Annotated in this window: 18 protein-coding genes; 6 read left to right on the plus strand and 12 right to left on the minus strand. The window is 66.7% G+C overall.

The genetic code is table 11. The features are described from left to right. The first annotated feature begins 20 nt into the window (after positions 1 to 20). Positions 21 to 743 carry a protein tyrosine phosphatase family protein gene (locus tag GBZ48_RS01500; RefSeq protein WP_109447108.1) on the plus strand — a complete coding sequence of 241 codons (723 nt, stop codon included), beginning with the start codon at positions 21 to 23 and terminating at the stop codon, positions 741 to 743. A gap of 18 nt (positions 744 to 761) precedes the next feature. Here GBZ48_RS01500 and GBZ48_RS01505 read toward each other — a convergent pair whose 3' ends face one another. The 6 genes from GBZ48_RS01505 to GBZ48_RS01530 form a co-directional block, all read right to left on the minus strand. After that, entirely contained in the window at positions 762 to 1418 is a 657-nt protein-coding gene (locus tag GBZ48_RS01505; RefSeq protein ID WP_174469359.1) for a YitT family protein, read from the minus strand. A gap of 231 nt (positions 1419 to 1649) precedes the next feature. Continuing rightward, positions 1650 to 2636, minus strand: coding sequence for a pyridoxal-phosphate dependent enzyme (locus GBZ48_RS01510; protein ID WP_174469360.1), 987 nt, complete (start codon positions 2634 to 2636; stop codon positions 1650 to 1652). A 380-nt stretch (positions 2637 to 3016) separates the two neighbouring features. Then, positions 3017 to 4456, minus strand: a complete 1440-nt coding sequence (locus GBZ48_RS01515) for a GGDEF domain-containing response regulator (protein ID WP_174469361.1) — start codon at positions 4454 to 4456, stop codon at positions 3017 to 3019. A gap of 46 nt (positions 4457 to 4502) precedes the next feature. Beyond that, on the minus strand, positions 4503 to 6125 hold the full coding sequence (locus GBZ48_RS01520; RefSeq protein ID WP_174469362.1) for an ABC transporter substrate-binding protein: 1623 nt from the start codon (positions 6123 to 6125) through the stop codon (positions 4503 to 4505). Continuing rightward, positions 6126 to 8813 (minus strand): sensor histidine kinase, encoded by a 2688-nt coding sequence (locus tag GBZ48_RS01525; protein WP_174469363.1) that lies wholly within the window; start codon positions 8811 to 8813, stop codon positions 6126 to 6128. A gap of 258 nt (positions 8814 to 9071) precedes the next feature. Beyond that, entirely contained in the window at positions 9072 to 10046 is a 975-nt protein-coding gene (locus GBZ48_RS01530; protein ID WP_174469364.1) for a choline ABC transporter substrate-binding protein, read from the minus strand. A 192-nt stretch (positions 10047 to 10238) separates the two neighbouring features. On the opposite strand from GBZ48_RS01530, the gene betI reads away from it, so the two are divergent. Further along, positions 10239 to 10814 (plus strand): transcriptional regulator BetI, encoded by a 576-nt coding sequence (gene betI, locus GBZ48_RS01535; RefSeq protein ID WP_098736529.1) that lies wholly within the window; start codon positions 10239 to 10241, stop codon positions 10812 to 10814. A gap of 2 nt (positions 10815 to 10816) precedes the next feature. Here betI and GBZ48_RS01540 read toward each other — a convergent pair whose 3' ends face one another. From GBZ48_RS01540 to GBZ48_RS01555, 4 genes are all read right to left on the minus strand, one after another. Further along, positions 10817 to 11743, minus strand: coding sequence for an ABC transporter permease (locus tag GBZ48_RS01540; protein WP_209798185.1), 927 nt, complete (start codon positions 11741 to 11743; stop codon positions 10817 to 10819). Then, positions 11736 to 12917, minus strand: coding sequence for a quaternary amine ABC transporter ATP-binding protein (locus tag GBZ48_RS01545; RefSeq protein ID WP_174469365.1), 1182 nt, complete (start codon positions 12915 to 12917; stop codon positions 11736 to 11738). Before GBZ48_RS01545 ends, GBZ48_RS01540 begins: the two co-directional genes overlap by 8 nt. A gap of 231 nt (positions 12918 to 13148) precedes the next feature. Further along, positions 13149 to 14330: an acetyl-CoA C-acyltransferase family protein gene (locus GBZ48_RS01550; protein WP_174469366.1), complete on the minus strand. Its 1182-nt coding sequence runs from the start codon at positions 14328 to 14330 to the stop codon at positions 13149 to 13151. 32 nt (positions 14331 to 14362) lie between these two features. After that, on the minus strand, positions 14363 to 15178 hold the full coding sequence (locus tag GBZ48_RS01555; RefSeq protein ID WP_174469367.1) for an enoyl-CoA hydratase/isomerase family protein: 816 nt from the start codon (positions 15176 to 15178) through the stop codon (positions 14363 to 14365). Positions 15179 to 15476: 298 nt separating this feature from the next. Between GBZ48_RS01555 and GBZ48_RS01560 the strand changes: the two genes are divergently transcribed. The 3 genes from GBZ48_RS01560 (at position 15477) to GBZ48_RS01570 (ending at position 18100) form a co-directional block, all read left to right on the plus strand. Beyond that, positions 15477 to 16715 carry an MFS transporter gene (locus GBZ48_RS01560; RefSeq protein WP_174469368.1) on the plus strand — a complete coding sequence of 413 codons (1239 nt, stop codon included), beginning with the start codon at positions 15477 to 15479 and terminating at the stop codon, positions 16713 to 16715. Positions 16716 to 16832: 117 nt separating this feature from the next. Further along, positions 16833 to 17432: a sigma-70 family RNA polymerase sigma factor gene (locus tag GBZ48_RS01565; RefSeq protein ID WP_343049094.1), complete on the plus strand. Its 600-nt coding sequence runs from the start codon at positions 16833 to 16835 to the stop codon at positions 17430 to 17432. After that, entirely contained in the window at positions 17429 to 18100 is a 672-nt protein-coding gene (locus GBZ48_RS01570) for a cupin domain-containing protein (protein ID WP_174469370.1), read from the plus strand. The genes GBZ48_RS01565 and GBZ48_RS01570 overlap by 4 nt, the downstream gene beginning before the upstream one ends. Here GBZ48_RS01570 and GBZ48_RS01575 read toward each other — a convergent pair. Together GBZ48_RS01575 and GBZ48_RS01580 are read right to left on the minus strand one after the other, a co-directional pair. Next, positions 18097 to 18378, minus strand: a complete 282-nt coding sequence (locus GBZ48_RS01575; RefSeq protein WP_174469371.1) for a GNAT family N-acetyltransferase — start codon at positions 18376 to 18378, stop codon at positions 18097 to 18099. The two genes, GBZ48_RS01570 and GBZ48_RS01575, sit on opposite strands and share 4 nt — an antisense overlap. A 56-nt stretch (positions 18379 to 18434) precedes the next feature. Next, on the minus strand, positions 18435 to 19220 hold the full coding sequence (locus GBZ48_RS01580) for an SDR family oxidoreductase (RefSeq protein ID WP_174469372.1): 786 nt from the start codon (positions 19218 to 19220) through the stop codon (positions 18435 to 18437). Between the two features lie 225 nt (positions 19221 to 19445). Here GBZ48_RS01580 and GBZ48_RS01585 point away from each other — a divergent pair, with 225 nt between their 5' ends. Then, the gene (locus tag GBZ48_RS01585; protein WP_174469373.1) at positions 19446 to 21569 is read left to right on the plus strand and encodes a 3-hydroxyacyl-CoA dehydrogenase NAD-binding domain-containing protein; all 2124 of its coding nucleotides are present in this window, start codon (positions 19446 to 19448) and stop codon (positions 21567 to 21569) included. Positions 21570 to 21713 lie beyond the last annotated feature (144 nt).

Consider the following 21713-nt stretch of genomic DNA (forward strand, 5'->3'; position numbering starts at 1 on the left):
TCAGAGTCGGAAGGTTTGAGTTGGCGAAGAAAAGCACCCTGCGGGCGGTCACCACAACCGCGCTGGCCGATGCGATCAAGCGCAGCCGAAGCCGCATGGCGACGCCATGGCAGCGCGCGCTCGGCCATCTGGAAGCCGTGTTCATCGACCATGCCTGTTTCCGGCTGATCTATTCCAACACCTACCGCATCTCCCCCAACATGTACCGGGCGAGCCAGCCCTCGCCTTCGCACATCGCGGCGGCTGCGCGCAACGGGGTGAAGTCGATCCTCAACCTGCGCGGCTCGCGCGACTGCGCCTCCTACATCCTGGAGGCGGAAGCCTGCCGCGCCCATGGCCTGGAACTGGTCGATTTCCCGGTCAACTCCCGCGACATGCCGAAGAAGGAAACCCTTCTGAAAGCGCGCGAACTGTTCAAGACCATGACCTATCCTGCGCTGATGCACTGCAAGTCGGGCGCCGACCGCGCCGGCTTCATGTCGACGCTGTATCTGTTCGCCCATGAAGGCCAGCCGCTCGAACAGGCGATGAAGCAGTTGTCGTGGAAATATGGCCACTTCAAGCAGGCGAAGACCGGCATCCTCGATTACTTCTTCGAGCTGTACGCCGCCTACAACCAGAAGCGTCCCATCGCCTTCTGGGATTGGGTCGAGCGCGTCTATGACCCGGTGGAAGCCAAGGCGAGCTTCCGGTCGCGGGAATGGGCCGACGCGGTGGTCGACCGGGTGCTGGGCCGCGAATAGAGCGGCCCGCACCGTTGTTCATCGGGCGACGTACCAGTCGGCGCGGTGGTTGAAGGCGACGAAGGCATTCAGCACCGCAGCACCCAGGATGGACGCCAGCAGCGCCGGCCAATCAAGCACGAAGGCCGCAGCCGAGAATACCGCCAGATCGAACAGCGACTGCAGCCAGCCGGCACGGAAGCCGGTCTTTTCCTGCAGGTAAAAGGCGAGGATGCCGACCCCGCCGCCGCTGGCGCCATGGCGGAACAGGGCTATGACGCCGATCCCGACGCAGAAGCCGGCCAGCACCGCCGCGACATAGGGGTTGATGACGCTGAAGCTCATCATCGTCGGCAGCAACCCGGACAGCACGGCGATGCCGGTCACCGCGATCAGCGACTTGACCGTAAAACCGACGCCGATGCGCGCCAGCGCAAGAAAATAAAAGGGAAGGTTGACCAGGAAGAACAGAGTTCCGAAATCGATCCCGGTTGCGTAAGAAATAACAAAGGCGAGTCCCGCCGCCTGTCCGGTGACCAGCCCAGCGGCATGAAGAATGGCAATGCCGAAGGACGTCATGACAATGCCGAACAGTTGTCCTTGCAAATTGTCAAAGACACTGTGCGCCGCCTTTGGACGCTCGTAAGTGGCCGATGCGGGGGATGACGAAATGGTCGAGGCCGAATTGTTCGTCATGCCAGCTACCCCTCGGTGTCGCCTGTGTGTTTACACGCGACGACCAATATAGGTCATTTCTGCTGACCTATCCATACTTCGCTTCGGCGAAGAGTTGAGCTATGCGATTTGCGGGGGATCGGGTGAGGAGACGGTCCTTTGGTGCCGGCCGCCCACCTCCCACCGGCGTTCCGCGACGACAGCAATGAATGGGAGGGGGCAAGCGACCGAACCCTGATAAATAGCGAAAGATCACGCCGCCAGGGTCCGCGCCAGCGTGTCGCCATCGACGTTGCGGCCGGATAGAACCGCCACCGTCCGTCCAGTCCGTCCCAGCCGGCCGCCGAGCACCGCGGCGATCCCCGCGGCCCCGGCTCCCTCGGCAACCACGCCGAAAGAACGGTGCAAAGCCCTCATCGCCGCAGCGATCTCCGCCTCCTCAACCTCGACCACCCGGTCGACAAGGGTGTCCACGATTGCCTGTGGCAGCTTGCCCAGCGCATGGACGTTGATACCGTCGGCCAGCGTCGGACCGCCCCGCCGGGCAAGGCGCACGCCGATCACCCGCACCCACGGATTCCGCGCCTTCACCGCAGCGGCCACCCCGGCCAGCAGGCCGCCGCCGCCGACCGGCACCACCACCGTGTCGACATCCGGACGGTCGGCCAGGATCTCCAGCCCGACGGTCCCCTGCCCGGCGATCACGTCGGGATCGTCATAGGGATGGAGGAAGGTCAGCCGGCGTTCCGCCGCGAGTTCCAGCGCCCTGCCCTTTGCCTCGCCGACCGTGGCGCCGTGCAGCACCACCTCGGCACCCAGTTCCGCGGTGCGCTCCACCTTGCAGCGCGGGGCCGTCTCCGGCATCACGATGGTGGCCCGCACCCCCAGGCGGGCGGCATGCAGCGCCACCCCCTGCGCATGGTTGCCGGCCGACATCGCCACCACGCCGCCGGCCCGTTCCGGTGCCGTCAGCCGCAGCAGGCGGTTCAGCGCACCGCGCTCCTTGAAGGCGCCGGTGGCTTGGAACACCTCCGCCTTCAGCCACAGGTCCCGGCTCAACGTCGGCGCATGCAGCAGCGGCGTGCGGACGATCTGGCCGGACAGCCGCTCGGCGGCATCGGTCACCGCCGACAAGGGCAGCCACGGCGGCAGCCACGCAGGCAGGCGGTCTTCAAGGGATCGGTGGCGGGGAGCGCAGACGGAAAGGGTGCGCGCGGCATCGGCATGCGCGGTGAACATCGCGAAGATCCTCGGCGAACGAATTTTTGGGTGAGTCGGGCGTGCCCCGGACCGCCTCAGCGGACCGGGAGAGTAATTCGCGCCGAGCCACACATTCGCTCGCCGAACCGGACGTCATAAGACGACGCCGCAACAGCGGTCAGAGCGTTGGACCTGTCATGAACCGGATTGAGGGTTCCGGGAACCACATAGTGCAGCGACACGCCACACACTCCACACGACCATTGAACACGAAGACGGCAACCCTCCGACGCTTCAGAGCGCCGGGCCGGTAATTCGCATTCGCATGGTGTCGGTGGTCTTCATGGGATCTGGATACCCGTTGTTGCAGCGGCGGTCAAGCCGTCATCGTTCAAATTGTCGCAGGTCGATACACCCCTTCACATCACCTCGACCCGGTTCCGCCCGAGCGCCTTGGCGCGGTAGAGCGCCTGATCGGCCCGCCCCAGCACGCTCTCCACCGTATCTCCCAGCGCCCGCACCTCCGTCAGACCGAAGCTTCCGGTCAGTTGGAAGCTCCGGCCATCCGACATCTCGATTGCCAACGCGGCGAGGCCGCTGCGCAGCCGCTCCGCGATGGCCACACCGTCGGCTCGCGAACTGTCCGGCAGCAGGATGGCGAATTCCTCCCCACCGATGCGGCCGATCTGGTCGGTCGCGCGCATCTGGCCGCGGATCACCTCGACCACCCGGCGAATCGCGAGATCGCCGGCGCCGTGGCCCATCTCATCGTTGATGCGCTTGAAATGGTCGATGTCGAGCATGATCAGACAGGCCATGCCTGCGGTCTGACGCCCCTCCGGGACAACGTCCAGCCCGGTCAGCAGACGTTCCAGAAGCTCCAGAATATGCCGGCGGTTGTGGGCACCGCTCAACGGGTCGGTGGTGGCAAGGCGCTGGAGTTCGCGTTCCATCCGCCGCCGCTCCGTGATGTCGGTGGCGATGGAGATCACGCCGGTCGCGGCGCCGTCCGGCGCGGTCAGCGGACGCTTCACCACCAGCAGCTCACGCGCGTCGCCGTCCGGCCCGGCGACGCTGGTTTCGAAGGAAAAGGCCGTTGTGCCGGGCGGACTCTGTTCCGGGAAATCCTGGCTTGGAGGCCCCTGATCCTGGGATGACCATTCGGCCCCGTCGGCGGCGTTCGGAAACAGCTCGCGGAAGGCACGGTTGCATAGGGCATAGCGGCCGGCCGAGTCCTTGTACCAGACCGGGCTCGGCATCAGTTCCACCAGATTCTCGATGAAGCGGCGCTGCTCCTCGGCCAGGGCCGTCTGCCGTTCCAGCTGCGCCGTGCGTTCGGCGACGCGATGCTCCAGCGATTGGTTCAGAGTCTCGATGGTGACCAGATCGCGCCAGCCACGCACGGCGCTGACCAGACTGGTAAACAGCTTCTGGGCGGTCAGCTCCGCCTTGCTTTTGTAGTCGTTGATGTCATAGGCGACAATGGCGTCGCGTTCCGGCGCCTGTCCGGGCTGGCCGGTGCGCAGGATGATGCGGATGTGGCGGTTGCCCAGATCGCGCCGGATGTGATGGACCAGACGCAGGCCCGCATCCTGCGTTTCCATCACAACGTCGAGAAGGACCACGGGCAGGTCCGGCCGTTCGGCCAGGATCGTCTGCGCCTCCGCTGCGGAAAAGGCGCTGACGATGGTGAAGCGGCGGCTTTCGAACTCGAAATCGTTCAGCAGCACGCGCGTCATCGCATGCACCTGCTCGTCGTCGTCGACAACCAGCACCGGCCATGGAGCGGCCGTCGTCATCAGCCGGTCCGGCATCGTGCCGGTTTCGTCGTCCTGGAACATCAGATCGTCGGGCGACATGTCACCTGCCGGGAATTGCCCAGTTGAGCGTTGCATAAGCCTGTACTCACCGGGCTTCGATGTCGACACCTGAAAAATCCTGATTGAAAATGTTGTTCGTGTAGTTTTTTACCTCCTTGCGGTGGGCGACGACGATGATCGAGTTCGCAATGGGAAACCATGGGACTTCCTGATGGAAGATCTGCTGGGCAGTGCGGTAATGGGCAGTCCGGCGGGAGACATCGCTGGTCACCTTGGCCTTGGTGATCTGCTCTTCGAAATCGGGATTGCACCATCTCGCGATGTTGGCGCCGCCGGGACGCACCGCGCCGCAATTCAGAAGGAAATACAGGAAGTTGTCGGGATCGCCATTGTCGCCGGTCCAGCCATAGAGCACCATGTCCTGTTCGCCCCGGGTCACTTGGCGGCGATAGTTGCCCCAGCTTTCGGTCTTCAGGGTCAGCTTGATCCCGACGCGTTCCAGATTCTCCCGGATCATTTCGGCGGCACGCTTGCCATTGGGCAGGTAGGGGCGCGTCACCGGCGGATACCACAGGTCGAGGGTGAAGCCCTCGGGATGACCCGCCTCGACCAGCAGACGGCGCGCCTCGACCGGATCGAACGGGTGATCCTCGATGCTGTCATTGTAGGACCACATGCCGGGCGGAATCGGGTTTTTGGCCGGTAGCCCGCCATTCTGATAGACCGCGTCGACCAGGGTGCGCTTGTCGATCGCCAGGGTGATCGCCCGCCTCACCCGCACATCGTCGAGCGGCGGCTTTTGGGTGTTGAGCGCCATATAGGCGACGTTCCGCCCATCCTGCCGTTCCAACACCAGATTTGGATCTTTCTCGATGTTCCCCAACTCGGCCGGGTTGGGAAAAATCATCACGTGGCATTCACCAGACCGCAGCTTGTTCAAGCGAACCGCGATGTTCGGTGTGATCGAGTAGATCAGATTGTCCAACGGCTGGCGCCCGCGCCAATAATCGCCGAAGGCCTTGTAACGGATCGCCACGTCCTTCTGGTAGGACACGAGCCGGAACGGTCCCGTTCCGATGGGCATCTCGTCGAACGAAGCCTGGCGGCCGGATTTCATCAGAAAATCCGCATATTCGGCGGATTGGATCGACAGGAACGGCATCGCCAGATCGGCGAGGAACGGCGCTTCCGAATGATCCAGGGTGATGCGGACGGTATGGTCGTCCAGTTTCTCCACCGACTTCAACAGGGTGGGCAGCCCCATATCCTTGAAGTAATCATAGGTTGCCGGCCCGACATTGTGATAGGGATGGTCGGCATGCCATTGACGTTCGAAGGTAAAAAGAACGTCATCGGCGTTGAGTGGCCTGCTTGGGGTGAACAGATCGTTGGAATGGAAGTTCACATTCCGGCGAAGATGGAAATCATAGATCAGACCGTCAGCCGAGATCGTGTAGGATTCGGCCAGCCCGCTGTCCGTGATTTGTCCATCCGGCCCCATTTCAACCAGATTGTTGAAGAGCGGTGTGACCGCATTCACGGTGGTGCCGGAGGTTGAGAACTGCGCATTGAAGCTCTGCGGATTTCCTTCGGTGCAGTAGACGAGAGATTTTTCCGCCAGCGCCGCGCCGGACATTGCCGCAAGCCCGAAAAGAACAGCCGCCCCCTTTGCAAGAGTCCCCGTCAACGTCTTCGGCGGCAAAGGCATTCACTGCTCCTGCGGGGATGGCACTGCGGCGACCAACGTCATGTTATCAGTGGCAAATCGCCGTGGAAAGCGAATGGTGAACCGCACGCCTCTATCGGGAAGGCTATCCACCGCGATCTTTCCACCCAGCCGATTGACCACGAGGTTATAGACAATGTGCAGGCCGAGACCGGTGCTGCCCGCACCGCGCCGGGTGGTGAAGAACGGATCGAACACCCGGCCCAGATCGGCCGGGGCAATCCCGCGGCCATCGTCGGAGTAGACCAGCGTCACCATGTCGGCGCCCTGGGCTGCGGCGGCAATCAGCAGTTGACCCCGCTGTCCTTCGCGATAGGCGTGAGTGATGGAGTTCATCACGAAATTGGTCAGGATCTGCGCCAGAACGCCGGGAAAGCCGTCGATCTCGATGGTTTCCGGACAGTCCACCCGCAGGCTGTGACCCGCCCGGCGCCAAGACGGGCTGAGGCTGGTCGCCAGATCCTCCAGATAAGGCTTCAGCAGGAAAAGCCGTTCCTCGCCGCTGGTCTGGTCGGCAGCGACCTGCTTGAAGCTCTGCACCAGCTCGCAGGCCTGCTGGAGGTTCAGCACCAGCAGCCGGGCAATCTCGTCCGCCGTCTCCTGGAACTCGGCGAAGTCGCTGCGGCGCAGATTGCCCCCGCTCGCCTGCCGCGCCAGGATCGCCAGCCGGTCCTCCAGATGGGTGGCTCCCATCAGGGCATTGCCCAGCGGCGTGTTGATCTCGTGCGCCACGCCGGCAACCAGGCCACCCAGTGACGCCATCTTTTCCGCCTGGATCAGGTCGGCCTGGGTGCGGCGCAGGTCTTCCAGGGCGCGGTCGGCGCGGTCCTTCGCCTGCCGGGCCGCCCGTTCGCGCAGGCCGATCTCGCGGATGAAGAAGGCGGCCGCACGCGCCATCGCACCGAATTCGTCCTGGCGGCGCGTGCCGTCGATCGGGCCGGCCAGCGGGTCCTCGGCCAGCCGGGTCATCTGCTTTTGCAGGCGCAGCACCGGCCGGCTGATCGACCGCGCCACCACCGCCGCGGCGCCGCCGCCCAGCAGCAGGCCGATGGTCGCCCCAATGACCAGGATACGGGTCAGCAGCTCGCCGATGCGCGCGGCTTCGTCCCGGAAGGTCTCGTCCAGTTGCCTTGCGGTTTCCACCAGCGCGCCGGCATCGCGATCCATGGTGATCAGCAGTTGGTTGAGGCGACGCAGTCCCTCGGCGGTGCGGCGCAGACTGTCCCGCCAGTTGCGGATGGCCGACAGCACCTCGTCCTGCAACAGCGGCGACATGGGGAGGCCGCGCACCGTCTCCAGCAGGGCGCCGGCATCGGCAACGATGCGGTCGGCCTCCTCCGCGTCACGCACCGCCACCGCATCGGCGGCCCGCCGGCCGAGACGCAGGGCGACGACGGCGACGTTCTGCGTCTCCTGCTCGGTGTCGTTGGCCTGGATCGCATAGGCGATCAGCTGAACAACCTCGTCCTGGATCGCGGTGTAACCGGTGGCCTTCACCATCAGAATGCGGGCGGTCAGCGCCTCGATGGCGGATGCCGCTTCCGCCCCGGCGCGCTGTGCGGATTCGAGCGCCTGCTGGGCCGCGGCGGCACGGGCCTGCACACGGTATAGCCCGTCCAGCGGCCCACGCAAGGACGGCAGCATGGAGGACAGGAAGGTCACGTCGGGCTGGCGGTTCAGCGTTCCGGTCAGCACCAGCGCCCGCACCACCGGCAGCGTGCGGATGACCTGCTCGGCCAGCATCCGCTCGCCCAAGGGACTGCTGATGGCCGGCCGCTCGGCATCGTCGCCCCCCAGGCCCGCTGCCGCCTGCACAGCCGTTTCGAAGCGGCTCAATGCCGCGTCACGTTCGGCCTGGGCCGCACGCAGTTCGGTGACGGCGGCCTGCAACCCGTCCACCGTGGCGGCATAGCGGGCGGCGGACTGCTTCGCCGGATAGCGATCGACCAGCGGGTCGGTCCGATCCAAGGCCGACTGCAACCGGTCGGCGGTTCCAATCAGCCTGTCTATGGCGATGTGGAAATCGGCCAGGGTCAGGGGGCGGCCGCTGCCGAACAGTCCGACCCCGAACCCAAGGGCGGCGACATGCTGGGCCTCCGCCCGTTGCAAATCCAGCATCGCCTCGCGCAGCTCATGGGCGCTGTCGACCACGTCGCGGCTGTCCCGCAGGCGCTGGTCCGCCTCCGTCAGGGATCCGAGGGAATCGACGTTGGCGGCATGCTGGCGTTCGCGGGCGCGGTCGGTCAGCGCCATCAGGGTGGAGGCGTGAAGCCCCATGTCGGCCACCGCGGAATCGTTCGCGGCGGTCACCTGGATGAAGCTGCGCATCTGGTCGACATAGCGCGCCAGCACGGCGGTCGCACGCTCCACCTCCGCCCGATGGGTATTGGCCGATCCGGCCTTGTCCAGCTGGCGCAACTCGGCCGCCGCCGAGTCCGACATGCTCTCGAAACGGTCGGCGCGGCTGGCACGGTCGGCAGGAGCCACCTGAAGATAGTCGATGCGGGCTGCGGTCGCCGCCAGCACGTCGCGATAGACCGAACCTGCGAGCACCGCCGATTCGTAAACCCGCTCGCTGCGGGCCAGCAGCAGCCCGCCGGCCACCGCGATGACCGCCGCGACCATGACCGGCACGCCCCCGACGACCGCGATGCGCGAACGAATCCTCATGCGCGCCCTGCCGCGCAGTCACGCGCGCCGGCTGCCCGGCAAGAGTGCCGGGAGAGGGGCAGGCTCCCGGAAAAGGGTGAATGGCGATCCGCCACGAACGCTCCGCACTCAGGACCTAATGGGCCTTAGCAGAGCAATGGACCGTGGCAAAGGGATAAAGCCATCGGAAAGAAAGCGATAGGCCGGATGGGGCGAAAGGCCGCTCCATCCCGCCCCACCCGACGCCGTTTACGACATGGCCCGTTACGACTTGGCCAGTTACGACTTGGTTGCGACGCCAAGCTTGGCCTGCACCGCAGCCAGACCATCCTTGCCATCAATGGTGGTGACGCCCGACAGCCAGCTCTTCAAAATGTCGGGATTCTTCTTCAGCCAGGCCTTGGCGGCGGCGTCCGGCTTCTTGTTGCCGTTCATGATGTCGTCCATCACGGCGTTTTCCATCGCCAGCGTGAAGGACAGGTTGGACAGCAGCTTGCCCACATTCGGGCATTCGGCGCCATAACCCTTGCGGACGTTGGTGCTGACGGTGGCGCCGCCCAGGTTGGGGCCGAACCAGTCGTCGCCACCCTCCAGATAGGTCAGCTCGAAGCTCTTGTTCATCGGGTGCGGTTCCCAGCCCAGGAAGACCACCCAGCCCTTGTTGCGCGTCGCGCGCTTCACCTCGGCCAGCATGCCGGCCTCGCTGGATTCCACCAGCTTGAAATCCTTCAGACCGAAGGCGTCGGCCTTCAGCATCTTGTCGATGATCAGGTTGCCGTCGTTGCCGGCCTCGATGCCATAGATCTTGCCGCTCAGCTTGTCCTTGAACTTCGCGATGTCAGCAAAGGTCTTCAGCCCAGCCTCGGCGGCGTATTTCGGCACGGCCAGCGTGTATTTGGCGCCTTCCAGATTGACGCGCGTCACCTCGACCGAGCCGTCTTCCAGCACCGGCTTCACGAAGGGCTCCATCGTCGGCATCCAGTTGCCGAGGAAGACGTCCAGCGACTTGGTCTTCAGGCCCGTGTAGACCAGCGGCACCGACGACATGGTGGTGGTCGGCTTGTAGCCCAGCGCGTCAAGCGTGACGGAGGCGAGCGCCGTCGTCGCCGCGATGTCGGTCCAGCCGACATCGCCGAAGCGCACCGCCTTGCAGGAGGCCGGTTCGGCGGCCAGCGCCCCGCCGGCGCCCAGCGTCACGACCGCGGCGATGCCGGCACCTGCGATCCCCTTGGCCAGAGCCTTCCATCCGTTCATATCCTCAACTCCTCTTTCTTGTCGTTCGGGCTTGTTGTCCGGGCTTTGCCGTTCCGGTGCATCCGGTCTGCGTTACCGGGTCTGCCGATTTCGCCATCGACGGACCGGCGAAAATGGCGCATTTGTTGCGGTACAGGCCAAGGTACCGGTTGAAACCGTCTTGGCTGAACAGGACAGGAGACCGCCAGCCCCATGCCCAAAGTCGGAATGGAACCGATCCGCCGCCGCCAGTTGATCGACGCCACCATCACCTCGATGGGCGAGCATGGCCTGGCCGACACCACGGTCCAGACGATCAGCCGGGGGGCCGGCGTTTCGCCGGGCATCATCCACCATTATTTCGGCGGCAAGGACGAACTGCTGTCCGCGACCATGCGCAGCATGCTGCAACAGCTGCGCGACGACGCGACCCAGCGGCTGGCGACCGCCGATTCGCCGCGCGCCCGGCTGGAGGCGATCGTCGACTGCAACTTCGCCCCCGGCCAGTTCGAACCGCGGGTGGTCGCGGCCTGGCTCGGCTTCTGGGCGCAGGCGCCGCACAATCCGGCGCTGGCCCGGCTGCAACGGATCAATGCCCGCCGGCTGCATTCCAACCTGCTGCATGCCCTGCGCCCTCTGCTGCCGCCGGACCGGGCGGAGCGGGTGGCCGTCGGGCTGGCGGCGATGATCGACGGGCTGTGGCTGCGCTTCGCCCTGACCGGCGCCATGGACGGCAGCGCCGCCCGGGCGGTGGCGCTGGGCTACCTCGATTCCGAACTGAACGCCTGACCTCACCGCCGCCACCAGCGCTGCTTGGCCGCTCCGGCGGCGGCCCGGCGGCGGCCTACGCCGCGACCGCTCCCCCGGCCAAAACTTTGCGTGATGCGGTCGAGCACCACGGCCAGCAGCACCACGGCCAGACCGCTCTGCACGCCGAGGCCGATGTCCAGGCGCTGGATGCCCTGGAGTACCACGTTGCCCAGCCCCCCGGCGCCGATCATCGAGGCGACAACGATCATCGACAACGCCATCATCATGGTCTGGTTCACCCCGGCCATGATCGACGGCAGGGCGTTCGGCAACTGAATCTTGAACAGGAGCTGGTGGTCGCGGCAGCCGAAGGCGCGCCCGGCCTCGACCAGTTCCGTGGGCACCTGCCGGATGCCGAGCGCCGTCAGGCGAACGGCCGGCGGCATGGCGAACACCACCGTGGCGATGATGCCGGGCACCCGTCCCAGACCGAAGAACAGCACCGCCGGGATCAGATAGACGAAGGCCGGCATGGTCTGCATCAGGTCCAGCAGGGTCTTGCCCACCCCGTCGGCGATCTTGCTGCGCGCCATCCAGATGCCGAGCGGCACCCCGCCGGTCAGGCTGAGCACGGTGGAGGCAAGAACGAGCCCAAGGGTGGAAACCGTCGGCTCCCACAGCCCCATCACGAAAATCCCGCCCAGCGACAGCAGGGTGAACAGCGCGAAGGCGCGCCCGACCCGCCAGAGCGCGACCGCCGACATCACCAGCGCCAGCAGCCAGGGCGGCACCCCCAGCAGCAGCCCGTCCAACGCCTCGCCCAACCCGTCCACCGTCGCGGCGATGAGCGTCAGCGCCGGCTGCCCGTGGTCGAGGATCGTCGTCACCAGCCATTCGGCGCCGCGGGCGATGCCGCCGCCGATGGTCTCGTTCAGCCATTCGATATCCAGCAGGGCGATGTCAGCCATGCCGCACCTCGCGCCCGGCGGTCTCGCCACGGTCGAGCGCCGCCAGCAGCGCCGCACGGGAAATCACGCCGATGAGCCGGCCGTCCGGCTCCACGACCGGCAGCGGACAGGGGGCTGCGGCGACCCGGCCGAGCAGGGCATGTATCGGCGTGTCGGCCGCCACCGGCTCCAGCCCGAACAGGGCCGATGCGCCGTCGCCGGCCAGCACGCCGCGGAAATAGCCGGCCGCATCGGTGCGGTAACGGAACCGTCCGGGCTCTCCAGCGCTCGCGTCGTCGGGCGGCCGGGCGAGGTCGCGGGCGCGCAGCACGCGCGAGGCATCGACGCCGCGGAAGAAGGCTCGGACATACTCGTCGGCCGGCGAGCGCAGGATGTCCGCCGGAGTGCCGATCTGGGCGATCCGGCCCTCCTCCATCACCGCGATACGGTCGGCGATGCGCATCGCCTCCTCGGCATCGTGGGAAATGAATACGATGGTGCGCGCGTCCTCGCGCTGGAGCCGCAGAAGCACGTCCTGCATGTCGGTGCGGATCAACGGATCAAGCGCCGAGAAGGCCTCGTCCATCAGCATGATCGTCGGATTCTTGGCCAGCGCGCGGGCCAGCCCCACCCGCTGCTGCATGCCGCCGGACAGCTCGTCCGGATAGCGGTCGGCATAATCCGCCAGACCGACCCGCTCCAGGGCGGCCAGCGCCGCCCGGCACCGCTCGGCCCGCTTCACCCCGGCCACCTCCAGCCCGAAGGCGGCATTCTCCAGCGCGGTGCGGTTGGGCAGCAGGGCGAAGGACTGGAAGACCATGCTCATGTCCCGCCGCAGCACCTCGACAAGGTCGGCGTACGGCAACGCGGTCAGGTCGCGGCCATCGAGCCGGATTTCCCCCTCCGACGGCTCGATCAGGCGGTTCAGCAGCCGGATGATAGTCGATTTTCCCGACCCCGACAGGCCCATGATGACGAAGATCTCGCCCGCCCGGATGTCGAAGCTGGCCTCCGCGACGCCGACATTGACGTTCAGCCGCTGCATGACCTCCGCCTTGGTCGCCCCGCGGCGCAGCATCTCCAGCGCCGGGCGGGGATCGTCGGCAAAGACCTTGCGCAGGCCGCGCACCGCCAGACGCACCTGTCCAATCGTCGCCGAAGACGAACCGGTGGGCGTGGGCAGAATCGTCGTCATGGGCAAGGCTTCCGGAACGCAACAGACCAGGGTTAAGGCAATCGGGCCGTAGATTGCCCCGAGACGAGGGGCGCGGTCGATAGCTGCGTTCACGAAACCTGCATTTTGATGGCGCAGTTGCGCAATTGGCCGCAGGCGGAAGTCGATTTTATTTTGATTGATCGTTCAATGAAAAACCGGAGGAGAGTTTTGGGTACGGGCGAGCGATCCCGCCCGTACCAGCCCAGAACCTCAGACGCGCTCGAAGATGGCGGCGATGCCCTGGCCGCCGCCGATGCACATGGTCACCAGGGCATACCGGCCGCCGGTGCGGTGCAGTTCATGGATCGCTTTCACCGTGATGATGGCACCGGTCGCCCCCACCGGATGGCCGAGCGAGATGCCGGAGCCGTTGGGGTTCACCTTGGCCGGGTCGAAATCCAGCTCGCGGATCACCGCGCAGGCCTGGGCCGCGAATGCCTCGTTGGATTCGATGACGTCGAGGTCACCGACCGACAGGCCGGTCCGCTCCAGCACCTTGCGGGTCGCCGGGATTGGGCCGATGCCCATATAGTCGGGCTCGACCCCGGCATGGGCATAGCCGACGAGACGGGCCAGCGGCTTCAGGCCAAGGGCCTCGGCGCGGCGGGCGTCGGCCAGCACCACCGCGGCGGCGCCGTCATTCAGGCCGGAGGCGTTGCCTGCGGTGACCGATCCGTCCTTCTTGAAGACCGGCTTCATCTTCGCCAGCCCTTCCGGGGTGACGTCGCCGCGGACATGCTCGTCGGTGTCGAAGACGATGGTGCCCTTGCGGGACGTGATCTCCACCGGGACGATCTGGTCCTTGAAACGGCCCTCGGCGATGGCGCGGGCAGCGCGGCGCTGGCTTTCCAGCGCCAAGGCGTCCTGCGCCTCGCGGTCGATGCCGTAGCGGGCGGCGACATTCTCCGCCGTCACCCCCATGTGGATCTTCTGCCAGGGGTCGTGCAGGATGCCGTTCATGTAATCGACCAGCGCCCCATCGCCCAGGCGGGTGCCCCAGCGGGCGCTCGGCACAAAATAGGGGCCGCGGCTCATCGATTCCGCACCGGCGCCGATGGCGACGTCGCAGTCGCCGAGCGCGATTGACTGCGCCGCCGAAACGATGGCCTGAAGGCCGGAGCCGCAGAGCCGGTTGACGTTGAAAGCCGGCGTACCGATGGGGATGCCGGCGTCGATGGCGGCGACGCGGCTGAGATAGGCGTCGTTGGTCTCGGTCGGGATGACGTTGCCCATCACCAGATGGCCGACGGCGTCGGGCGCGGCGCCGGACCGCTCCAGCGCCGCCTTGACCGCCACGGTGGCGAGCCGGGTCAGCGGCACATCCTTGAGGCTGCCGCCGAAGCCGCCGATAGCGGTGCGGGCGGCGCCGACGATGACGATGTCGTTCTGCATGGTTCGGTCCACTTCTCGGACAGTAAAGACGGTCAACGGCCGGTGAAGTCCGGCCTGCGCTTGGCGATGAAGGCGTTGACGCCCTCGATGAAATCACTGGTGGCCGCAGTGGCGAGGAAGCGGTCGCGCTCGGCGTCCAATTGCCGGTCCAGCGTTTGGTCGAAGGACTGGCGCATCAGATGGCGGACGCCGGCATAGGCGACGGTCGGCCCGGCGGCGAGCCGTTCGGCCAGCTTCACCGTCTCCTCCGCCAGGGTTGCCGCCGGCACCACCCGGTTGACCAGCCCGATCCGCAATGCCTCCGCCGCGTCGATCACCTCCGACAGCATCGCCAGCTCCATGGCGCGGCGCAGACCGACGAGACGCGGCAGATGGAAGCTGCCCGACCCGTCGGGGGTGGCGCCGATGCGGGCATAGGCCATGGTGAATTTGGCATCGTCGGCGGCGATGCAGAGGTCGGCGGCACTGGCGAGGCTCATCCCCGCCCCCGCCACCGGTCCATGGACGGAGGCCAGGACCGGAACGTCCAGCCGGTCGAGAACGCGCAGCGCCTCGTGCAGATGGGTAATGATGGCGCCGGCCACCGCCGGTGCGGCGGCGGGATCGTCGTTGAAACGGCCGACGTCGCCGCCGGCCATGAAGCCGCGGCCATTGCCGGCGATCACCAGCACCCGCGTCGGCCCCGTCCCGCCCTCCTCCGCCACGCTGCGGCAGGCGCCGAGAAAGGCGGCGGCGGTCGGTTCATCCAGCGCGTTCAGCACGCCCGGGCGGTTCAGCCGGATCCAGGACACCGCCCCTTCGCGGACGAGCTGGACCGGCGATGGGGTGGCGGGCGCAGTGTCGGACATCCTGGCGTCTCCCGAATCTCTACCTGACGGAAGGTATGTTACCGATCGGTATGCCCTGTCAACGGTCCGGTTGACCCAACGGTCACTCAGATTCCCGGGCCACATCTCCCGACCACATCCCTGGGCCGCATCCCTGCTCCCTGCCCCGGCGACGGACCGAATCCATGGCTTGGCTGTTGGACCTTGCGGCAGGTCGCATCACCGCACGCAAACAGAGATTCGGAGCATCGCCATGCATCATCGTCCCCCGAACGGCCTTCCGGCCCTGACGCACTGACGGCAGCGGAGGCTTCAAGGCATGCCACCGGTTGTGCGTTCGGTCGCCTCGCTTCTGCTGGGCGTCGCCTTTCTGATGCTGGCGAACGGAGCCATGTCGACCCTGATCGGGCTGAGGCTGTCGGCGACGGCATCCGGTGCGACGGCGGTCGGGATGATCACCGCGGCCTATTATGGCGGGCTGACCCTGGGATCGCTCTATGCGCATCGGATCATCACCCGTGTCGGCCATATCCGGGCTTTCTCCGCCTTCGCCTCCGTCGTGTCGGTCGCCGCGCTGTCGCACGCCCTGTTCGTCGATGCGCCGCTCTGGGCTCTGCTGCGCCTGACGCAGGGGTTCTGCATGGCCGGTCTCTACATGTGCATCGAAAGCTGGCTGAACGGCACCGCCACCAACGAAAGCCGAGGGCAGCTGCTGTCGGCCTACATGGTGACGCTCTATGGCGCCTCCGGCGTCGGGCAGCAGTTGCTGCGCCTGGACGACGAGACCGGCGTGCGGCTGTTCATGATCGTGTCGATCTTATTGACACTGGCGCTGGTGCCGGTGGCCCTGACGCGGACCACGCCGCCGCAATTGCCGAACGTCTCCTCATTCGGCATCGGGCGGCTTTATCGAAGCTCGCCGCTGGGGGTGGCGGGGGTGTTCATCAGCGGGGCGATCACCGGGTCGATCTATGGGCTGGCCCCGGTGTTCGGCGCCTCCTCCAGCTTCGGCGTTTCGGGCACGGCGCTGTTCATGTCGGCGCTGATCCTCGGCGGCATGGCGCTGCAATGGCCGCTCGGCCGGCTGTCGGACCGCTTCGACCGGCGCAGCGTCATCATCGGCCTGTCGGCCGCCCTGTCGCTGACCAGCCTGGGCATGATCGCCGCCGCCGGCCTGGACCGGCCGCTGGCGCTGATGCTGGTGGCGCCGCTGTTCGGCGGGCTGGCCTTCACGCTCTACCCGGTCTGCCTCGCCCATACCAACGATTACGTCCGGCGGGAGGACATGGTGTCGGCCAGCGGCGGCCTGATCCTGGCCAATTCCGTCGGCGCCATCATCGGCCCGCCGGTGGCGTCGGCGTTGATGACCGCCGCCGGGCCGGCCGGGCTTTTCAGCTTCGTCACCGGCAGCGCGCTGTGCGCCACCTTCTATGGCCTGTGGCGGACCCGCATGCGCCCGCCTTTGCCCGCCGCGGCGCAGGCCGCCTTCCGCCCGCTGCCCCAGACCACGCCCACCGTCTCTCCCCTCGATCCCATGAGTGCGCTGAGAGCCCGTTGAAGGCATCAATGGTACACTGACGATTTTTCGGGAATGCTCCGTTAAGAAGTTCGGGATAAGCTGCCGCCCGCTGGAATGCTGACTGGTGGTTGAATGCCGTTTTCGCGGGAGCCCCAAGTGCCGGGGACGTTGGACAAGGACGGGGTGGGGAGCCCAGATGCCGCCCGGACCGATGCCGACCAGTTCGGGGGGCTGGTCCATGCAGTGGCGCAGAATCGCGACCGCACGGCTTTCGCTGCGCTGTTCCGCCATTTCGCGCCGAAGATCCTGCAATATTGCCTCAGGCTCGGCGCCGACCGCAGCACGGCGGAGGAACTGGTCCAGGACGTGATGCTGACGGTCTGGCTGAAGGCCGGCAGCTTCGATCCGGCCCAGGCGACCGTCGGCACCTGGGTGTTCACCATCGCCCGCAACCGGCGCATCGACCGCCTGCGCAAGGAGATGCGCCCCGCCCCCGACCCGGACGATCCGGCAATGACCCCCGCCTCCCTCGCCACGCCGGAGGAGACCGCCCAGATGGTCCAGAGCAGCCGCCAGCTTCAGGATGCCATCGAAACTTTGGCGGCGAACCAATCCGAGGTGCTGCGCCGTTCGTATTTTCTCGAACAGACGCATGAAGAGATCGCCGAGGACACAGAGGTGCCCTTGGGAACGGTCAAGACCCGGCTGCGCCTCGCGCTCAGCCATCTGAAACGCAGCATGAGGGACAAGGCGTGACGGTGCCGTTCCACCATCCGGACGACCAGCTTCTGATCGGCTATGCCAGCGGGCAGGAGCGGGCCGGGAAGTCGCTGCTGGTGGCGACACACCTCGCCTATTGCCCGGACTGCCGCCAGCGCGTCGCGTCATACGAAGCCTTGTGCGGAAACTGGTTCGAAGAACTGCCCTGCGCCGCTCACGATGGGCTGGATGCGGTGCTGGACCGTATGGACAGCCTGCTGACCGCCGCGCTGGCGCCGCCGGAGCCGGCTCCCGTCGAACCGCCGGCAGCCGAACGGACATGCGGGCGGCTGGTGCCGGAACCGCTGCGCAGCTGGCTGCCGGACGCCATCGACACCGCGACCGATGACGGGTCCTGGCGGGAGATTTCCAAGGGGGTCTGGCTGTCGGGCTGGGAGCGCACCCTGTCCGGCACGACGATCCGCCTGCTTCGCATGGCCTCGGATGCCCCGGTTCCGGCGCACCGCCACACTGCGGACGAGCTGCTGCTGGTCCTGCGCGGCGCCTTCCGCGACGAATATGGCAGCTACGGGCTTGGCGACGTCGCCCACTATGTCGCCGGCACCGACCATTACGCCCGCGGCGCCAGCGAGGAAGACTGCATCTGCCTCTTCCTGCTGGACGGCGATCTGATCTTCCTCGACGAGGACGGCAACCCGGTTTAGCCGACGAGGTCCTGATACTCCGGGTGACGCTTGATGTAAGCCTCGATGAAGGTGCAGATTGGCAGCACCTTCATGCCCTGGGCCCGGATGTCGTCCAGCGTGCCCTTCGCCAGCTCCGACCCCACCCCCTGGCCGGTCAGGGCGCCTGGAACCTCGGTGTGGGTCAATGCGATCTTGCCATCGCGCATGTCATAAGTGACCAGCGCGGTGGAGCCGGCCACTGTCAGCTCATAGCGGCCGAGTTCCTCGTTCTTCCGCACTTTCTCATGCAAGCTCATGGTGTCCTTCACCTTGGTTGTTCGGTTTTGCGGCCGAGCCGCGGGGTTGCGGATCGTCAGCCGACCATCAGGGATTCCGCACCGTCGATCCAGACCGGGGTGCCGGTGATGTGCTTCGCGCGGTCGGACGCCAGGAACAGCGCAAGCTCCGCCACGTCGAAGCTGTCGCCGGACTTGCCGCCGGTCAGTGGCACCTTACCCTGCGGATACTCGATGGGGGTCTTCACCGATTCGATATTCCGCATCCTGGTGTTGTCGGGAATATCCGTGTCGATGATGCCGGGGCAGATGGCGTTGACGCGGATGCGGCTCGGCGCCAGTTCCAGCGCCAGCATCTTCACCATGGCGAGCTGTGCCGCCTTGGTGCAGGAATAGGCGGTGGCGCCGGTGTTGCTGAACACCCGCGTGCCGTTGATCGATGCGGTGACGATCACCGAGCCGCCGCCCGCTTTCTTCAGGTGCGGAACCGCATGATGCAGCGTCAGATAGGTGCCGCGCAGGTTGGTGTTGATGGTACGGTCCCATTCGTCCGGCGTCAGGTCGTCGATGGGCGCCCAGACGCCGTTGATGCCGGCATTGGCGAAAACGATGTCGAGCCGCCCGAACTCCTCCACCAACCGCTCGACCGCCTGCCGCATCGCCGCGTCGTCGCCGACATCCGCAGTCAGGGGAATCGCCTTTCCACCGGCGGCGCGGATTTCGTCGGCGGTCTTCGCGATCTCGTCCGCGGTGTGGCTCAGCACCCCGACCGAGGCACCGGACTGGGCGAAGCGTATCGCCGACGCCTTACCGATCCCGGACCCCGCACCGGTGACCAGCGCGACCTTCCCCGTCAAATCCATAACCCAAACTCCAGCCAGTGACCTTCGACGCGAGTGCCAACCCGTGACCGCGCCGTTCGGTTCCCGCAGAAGCAGCTTCGCCCATTAAATTCCGTACAAAGAAATTATATTCCGAAAACTTGATTTGATGGGACCGTCTGTTAGACTGACGGTCCGTGGGCTCCCCATCCATGACGCCGTCTGTGATCGGATCAGCCCGGACCTTTGGCTTTTCGGAGAGTGCCGATGCCGTCGCCGGCCCAGACTGAAGCGGTTCCGTCCAACCCTGTCCAGTATGCGCGCCAGGGACGCGTCGGCGTCATCACCGTCGATTATCCGCCGGTGAACGCCGTCGGCCATGGCGTGCGCAGCGGGCTGGTTGCGGCATTGGACGCCGGGCTGGACGACGATGGGGCCGAGGCACTGCTAATCGTCTGCGCCGGACGCACCTTCATGGCCGGGGCTGACATCCGGGAGTTCGGCAAGCCGTCCGCTCCGCCGACCCTGCCGGAGGTGGTGGCGCACCTCGATGCGGCGGCCAAGCCGGTGATCGCCGCCATCCATGGCACGGCGCTGGGCGGCGGGCAGGAGGTGGCGCTGGCCTGCCATGTCCGCGTCGCGTTGAAGTCGGCAAAGCTCGGCCTGCCGGAGGTCAAGCTGGGCCTGCTGCCGGGGGCCGGCGGCACGCAGCGGCTGCCCAGGCTGGTCGGGGCGGCCAAGGCGCTGGACATGATCCTGTCCGGCGATCCGGTGGGTGCCGAAGAGGCGCTGGCCATCGGCCTCGTCGATGCGGTGGAAGACGGCACCTCCCCCCTGGAGGCCGGCCTGCACGCTGCCGAACGGCTGCTGGCCGACGGGAGCCGCCCGCAGCCGGTCAGCGCCCGCACCGACCGCATCGCCGGCACCGATCCCGCCCTGTTCACAGCGAAGCGGGCCGAGCTTGCAAAGCGGCAACCGCACCTGTTCTCTCCCCACCGCATCGTCGATGCGGTGGAGGCCGCCGTCACCCTGCCCTTCGACGAGGGTACGGCGCGCGAACGCGAGCTGTTCCTCGCCTGCATGGACTCGCCCCAGCGGGCCGGCCTGATCCACGCCTTCTTCGCAGAGCGTGAGGTAGCGAAGGTTCCCGGCCTGCCGGCCGGGACGCCGACGCGCGACATCCGCAGGATCGGCGTGATCGGCGCCGGCACCATGGGCGGAGGCATCGCCATGTGCTTCGCCAATGCCGGCATTCCAGTCGTGCTGGTCGACAGCGCGCAGGAGGGGCTGGAACGCGGCATCGCCGCCATCCGCCGCAATTATGACTCCACCCTCCGCAAGGGCCGCCTGACCGCGGCACAGCTGGACGAGCGGATGGCGCTGATCCATCCCACCCTGTCCTACGATGAACTGGCCGACGCCGATCTGGTGGTGGAGGCGGCCTTCGAGAGCATGGAGGTCAAGCAGGCGATCTTCCAGACGCTGGACCGGACCTGCAAGCCGGGGGCGATCCTCGCCACCAACACCTCGACGCTGGACGTGGACGCCATCGCCGCGGCGACCGGCCGGCCCCAGGACGTGCTCGGCATGCATTTCTTCAGCCCGGCCAACGTCATGCGCCTGCTGGAGGTGGTGCGCGGGGCCAGGACATCCGACACGGTGCTGGCGACGGCGATGGGGCTGGCGCGCCGGATCGGCAAGGTCGGCGTGGCGGTCGGTGTCTGCTACGGCTTCGTCGGCAACCGCATCCTGCACCAGCGCGGCCGGGAGTCGATGGCCCTGGTCGAGGAAGGTGCCAGCCCGGAGCAGGTCGACCGCGTGCTGACCGAGTTCGGTTTCCCGCTCGGCCATTTCTCGATGACCGACCTTGCCGGGATCGATGTCGGCTGGCGCATCCGCGAGGAGCGGCGCAAGGCCGGCGATCCGGAGGCGCAGTCGCCCAACTGGCTCGACACCCTGGCAGAGCGTGGGCGGTACGGCCAGAAGACCTCGGCCGGCGTCTACCGCTACGAGCCCGGCAGCCGTACCCCGATCCCCGATCCGGAGGTGGCGGCGGTGATCGAGGAGGACCGCCGCCGCCGCGGCATCACCCCGCGTCCGGTCAGCGACGGGGAGGTCCGCGAACGCTGCCTTTATGCGATGGTGAACGAGGCGGCCAAAATCCTGGAGGAAGGCATCGCCGCCCGTCCGGTGGACATCGACGCCATCTGGCTTCACGGCTACGGCTTCCCGTCCTGGCGCGGCGGCCTGCTGTTCTGGGCCAATCAGGAAGGTCTGGGCAAGATCGCCGAAGCGATCCAGCGTTACCACCGCGACATCGGCGGCCCGCAATGGCGGCCGTCGGCTTTGCTCCTGCAATGCGCCGCCGAAGGCCGGGCCCTCGGATGCTGAATCCGGAATGTGGATTTCAAACTGGAAACTAGTTTCCGTTACTGATTGTTAGGAATCTCCCCTATACTCTGTCGTCAGGAATGCCCCGCTGCCCCCCGACCGGCCCCCCAGCCGACGGGATCGACGGAGCGGACCTGACCCGAG

The organism is Azospirillum melinis (assembly GCF_013340935.1).
GTDB classification, from domain to species: Bacteria; Pseudomonadota; Alphaproteobacteria; order Azospirillales; family Azospirillaceae; genus Azospirillum; species Azospirillum melinis.

Bases quoted from the DNA above. Each gene is read 5' to 3' on its own strand.
- GBZ48_RS01505 (WP_174469359.1), bottom strand. From the start codon at position 1,418: ATGACGAACAATTCGGCCTCGACCATTTCGTCATCCCCCGCATCGGCC.
- GBZ48_RS01510 (WP_174469360.1), bottom strand. From the start codon at position 2,636: ATGTTCACCGCGCATGCCGATGCCGCGCGCACCCTTTCCGTCTGCGCT.
- GBZ48_RS01515 (WP_174469361.1), bottom strand. From the start codon at position 4,456: ATGTCGCCCGACGATCTGATGTTCCAGGACGACGAAACCGGCACGATG.
- GBZ48_RS01520 (WP_174469362.1), bottom strand. From the start codon at position 6,125: ATGCCTTTGCCGCCGAAGACGTTGACGGGGACTCTTGCAAAGGGGGCG.
- GBZ48_RS01525 (WP_174469363.1), bottom strand. From the start codon at position 8,813: ATGAGGATTCGTTCGCGCATCGCGGTCGTCGGGGGCGTGCCGGTCATG.
- GBZ48_RS01530 (WP_174469364.1), bottom strand. From the start codon at position 10,046: ATGAACGGATGGAAGGCTCTGGCCAAGGGGATCGCAGGTGCCGGCATC.
- betI (WP_098736529.1), top strand. From the start codon at position 10,239: ATGCCCAAAGTCGGAATGGAACCGATCCGCCGCCGCCAGTTGATCGAC.
- GBZ48_RS01540 (WP_209798185.1), bottom strand. From the start codon at position 11,743: ATGGCTGACATCGCCCTGCTGGATATCGAATGGCTGAACGAGACCATC.
- GBZ48_RS01545 (WP_174469365.1), bottom strand. From the start codon at position 12,917: ATGACGACGATTCTGCCCACGCCCACCGGTTCGTCTTCGGCGACGATT.
- GBZ48_RS01550 (WP_174469366.1), bottom strand. From the start codon at position 14,330: ATGCAGAACGACATCGTCATCGTCGGCGCCGCCCGCACCGCTATCGGC.
- GBZ48_RS01555 (WP_174469367.1), bottom strand. From the start codon at position 15,178: ATGTCCGACACTGCGCCCGCCACCCCATCGCCGGTCCAGCTCGTCCGC.
- GBZ48_RS01560 (WP_174469368.1), top strand. From the start codon at position 15,477: ATGCCACCGGTTGTGCGTTCGGTCGCCTCGCTTCTGCTGGGCGTCGCC.
- GBZ48_RS01575 (WP_174469371.1), bottom strand. From the start codon at position 18,378: ATGAGCTTGCATGAGAAAGTGCGGAAGAACGAGGAACTCGGCCGCTAT.
- GBZ48_RS01580 (WP_174469372.1), bottom strand. From the start codon at position 19,220: ATGGATTTGACGGGGAAGGTCGCGCTGGTCACCGGTGCGGGGTCCGGG.
- GBZ48_RS01585 (WP_174469373.1), top strand. From the start codon at position 19,446: ATGCCGTCGCCGGCCCAGACTGAAGCGGTTCCGTCCAACCCTGTCCAG.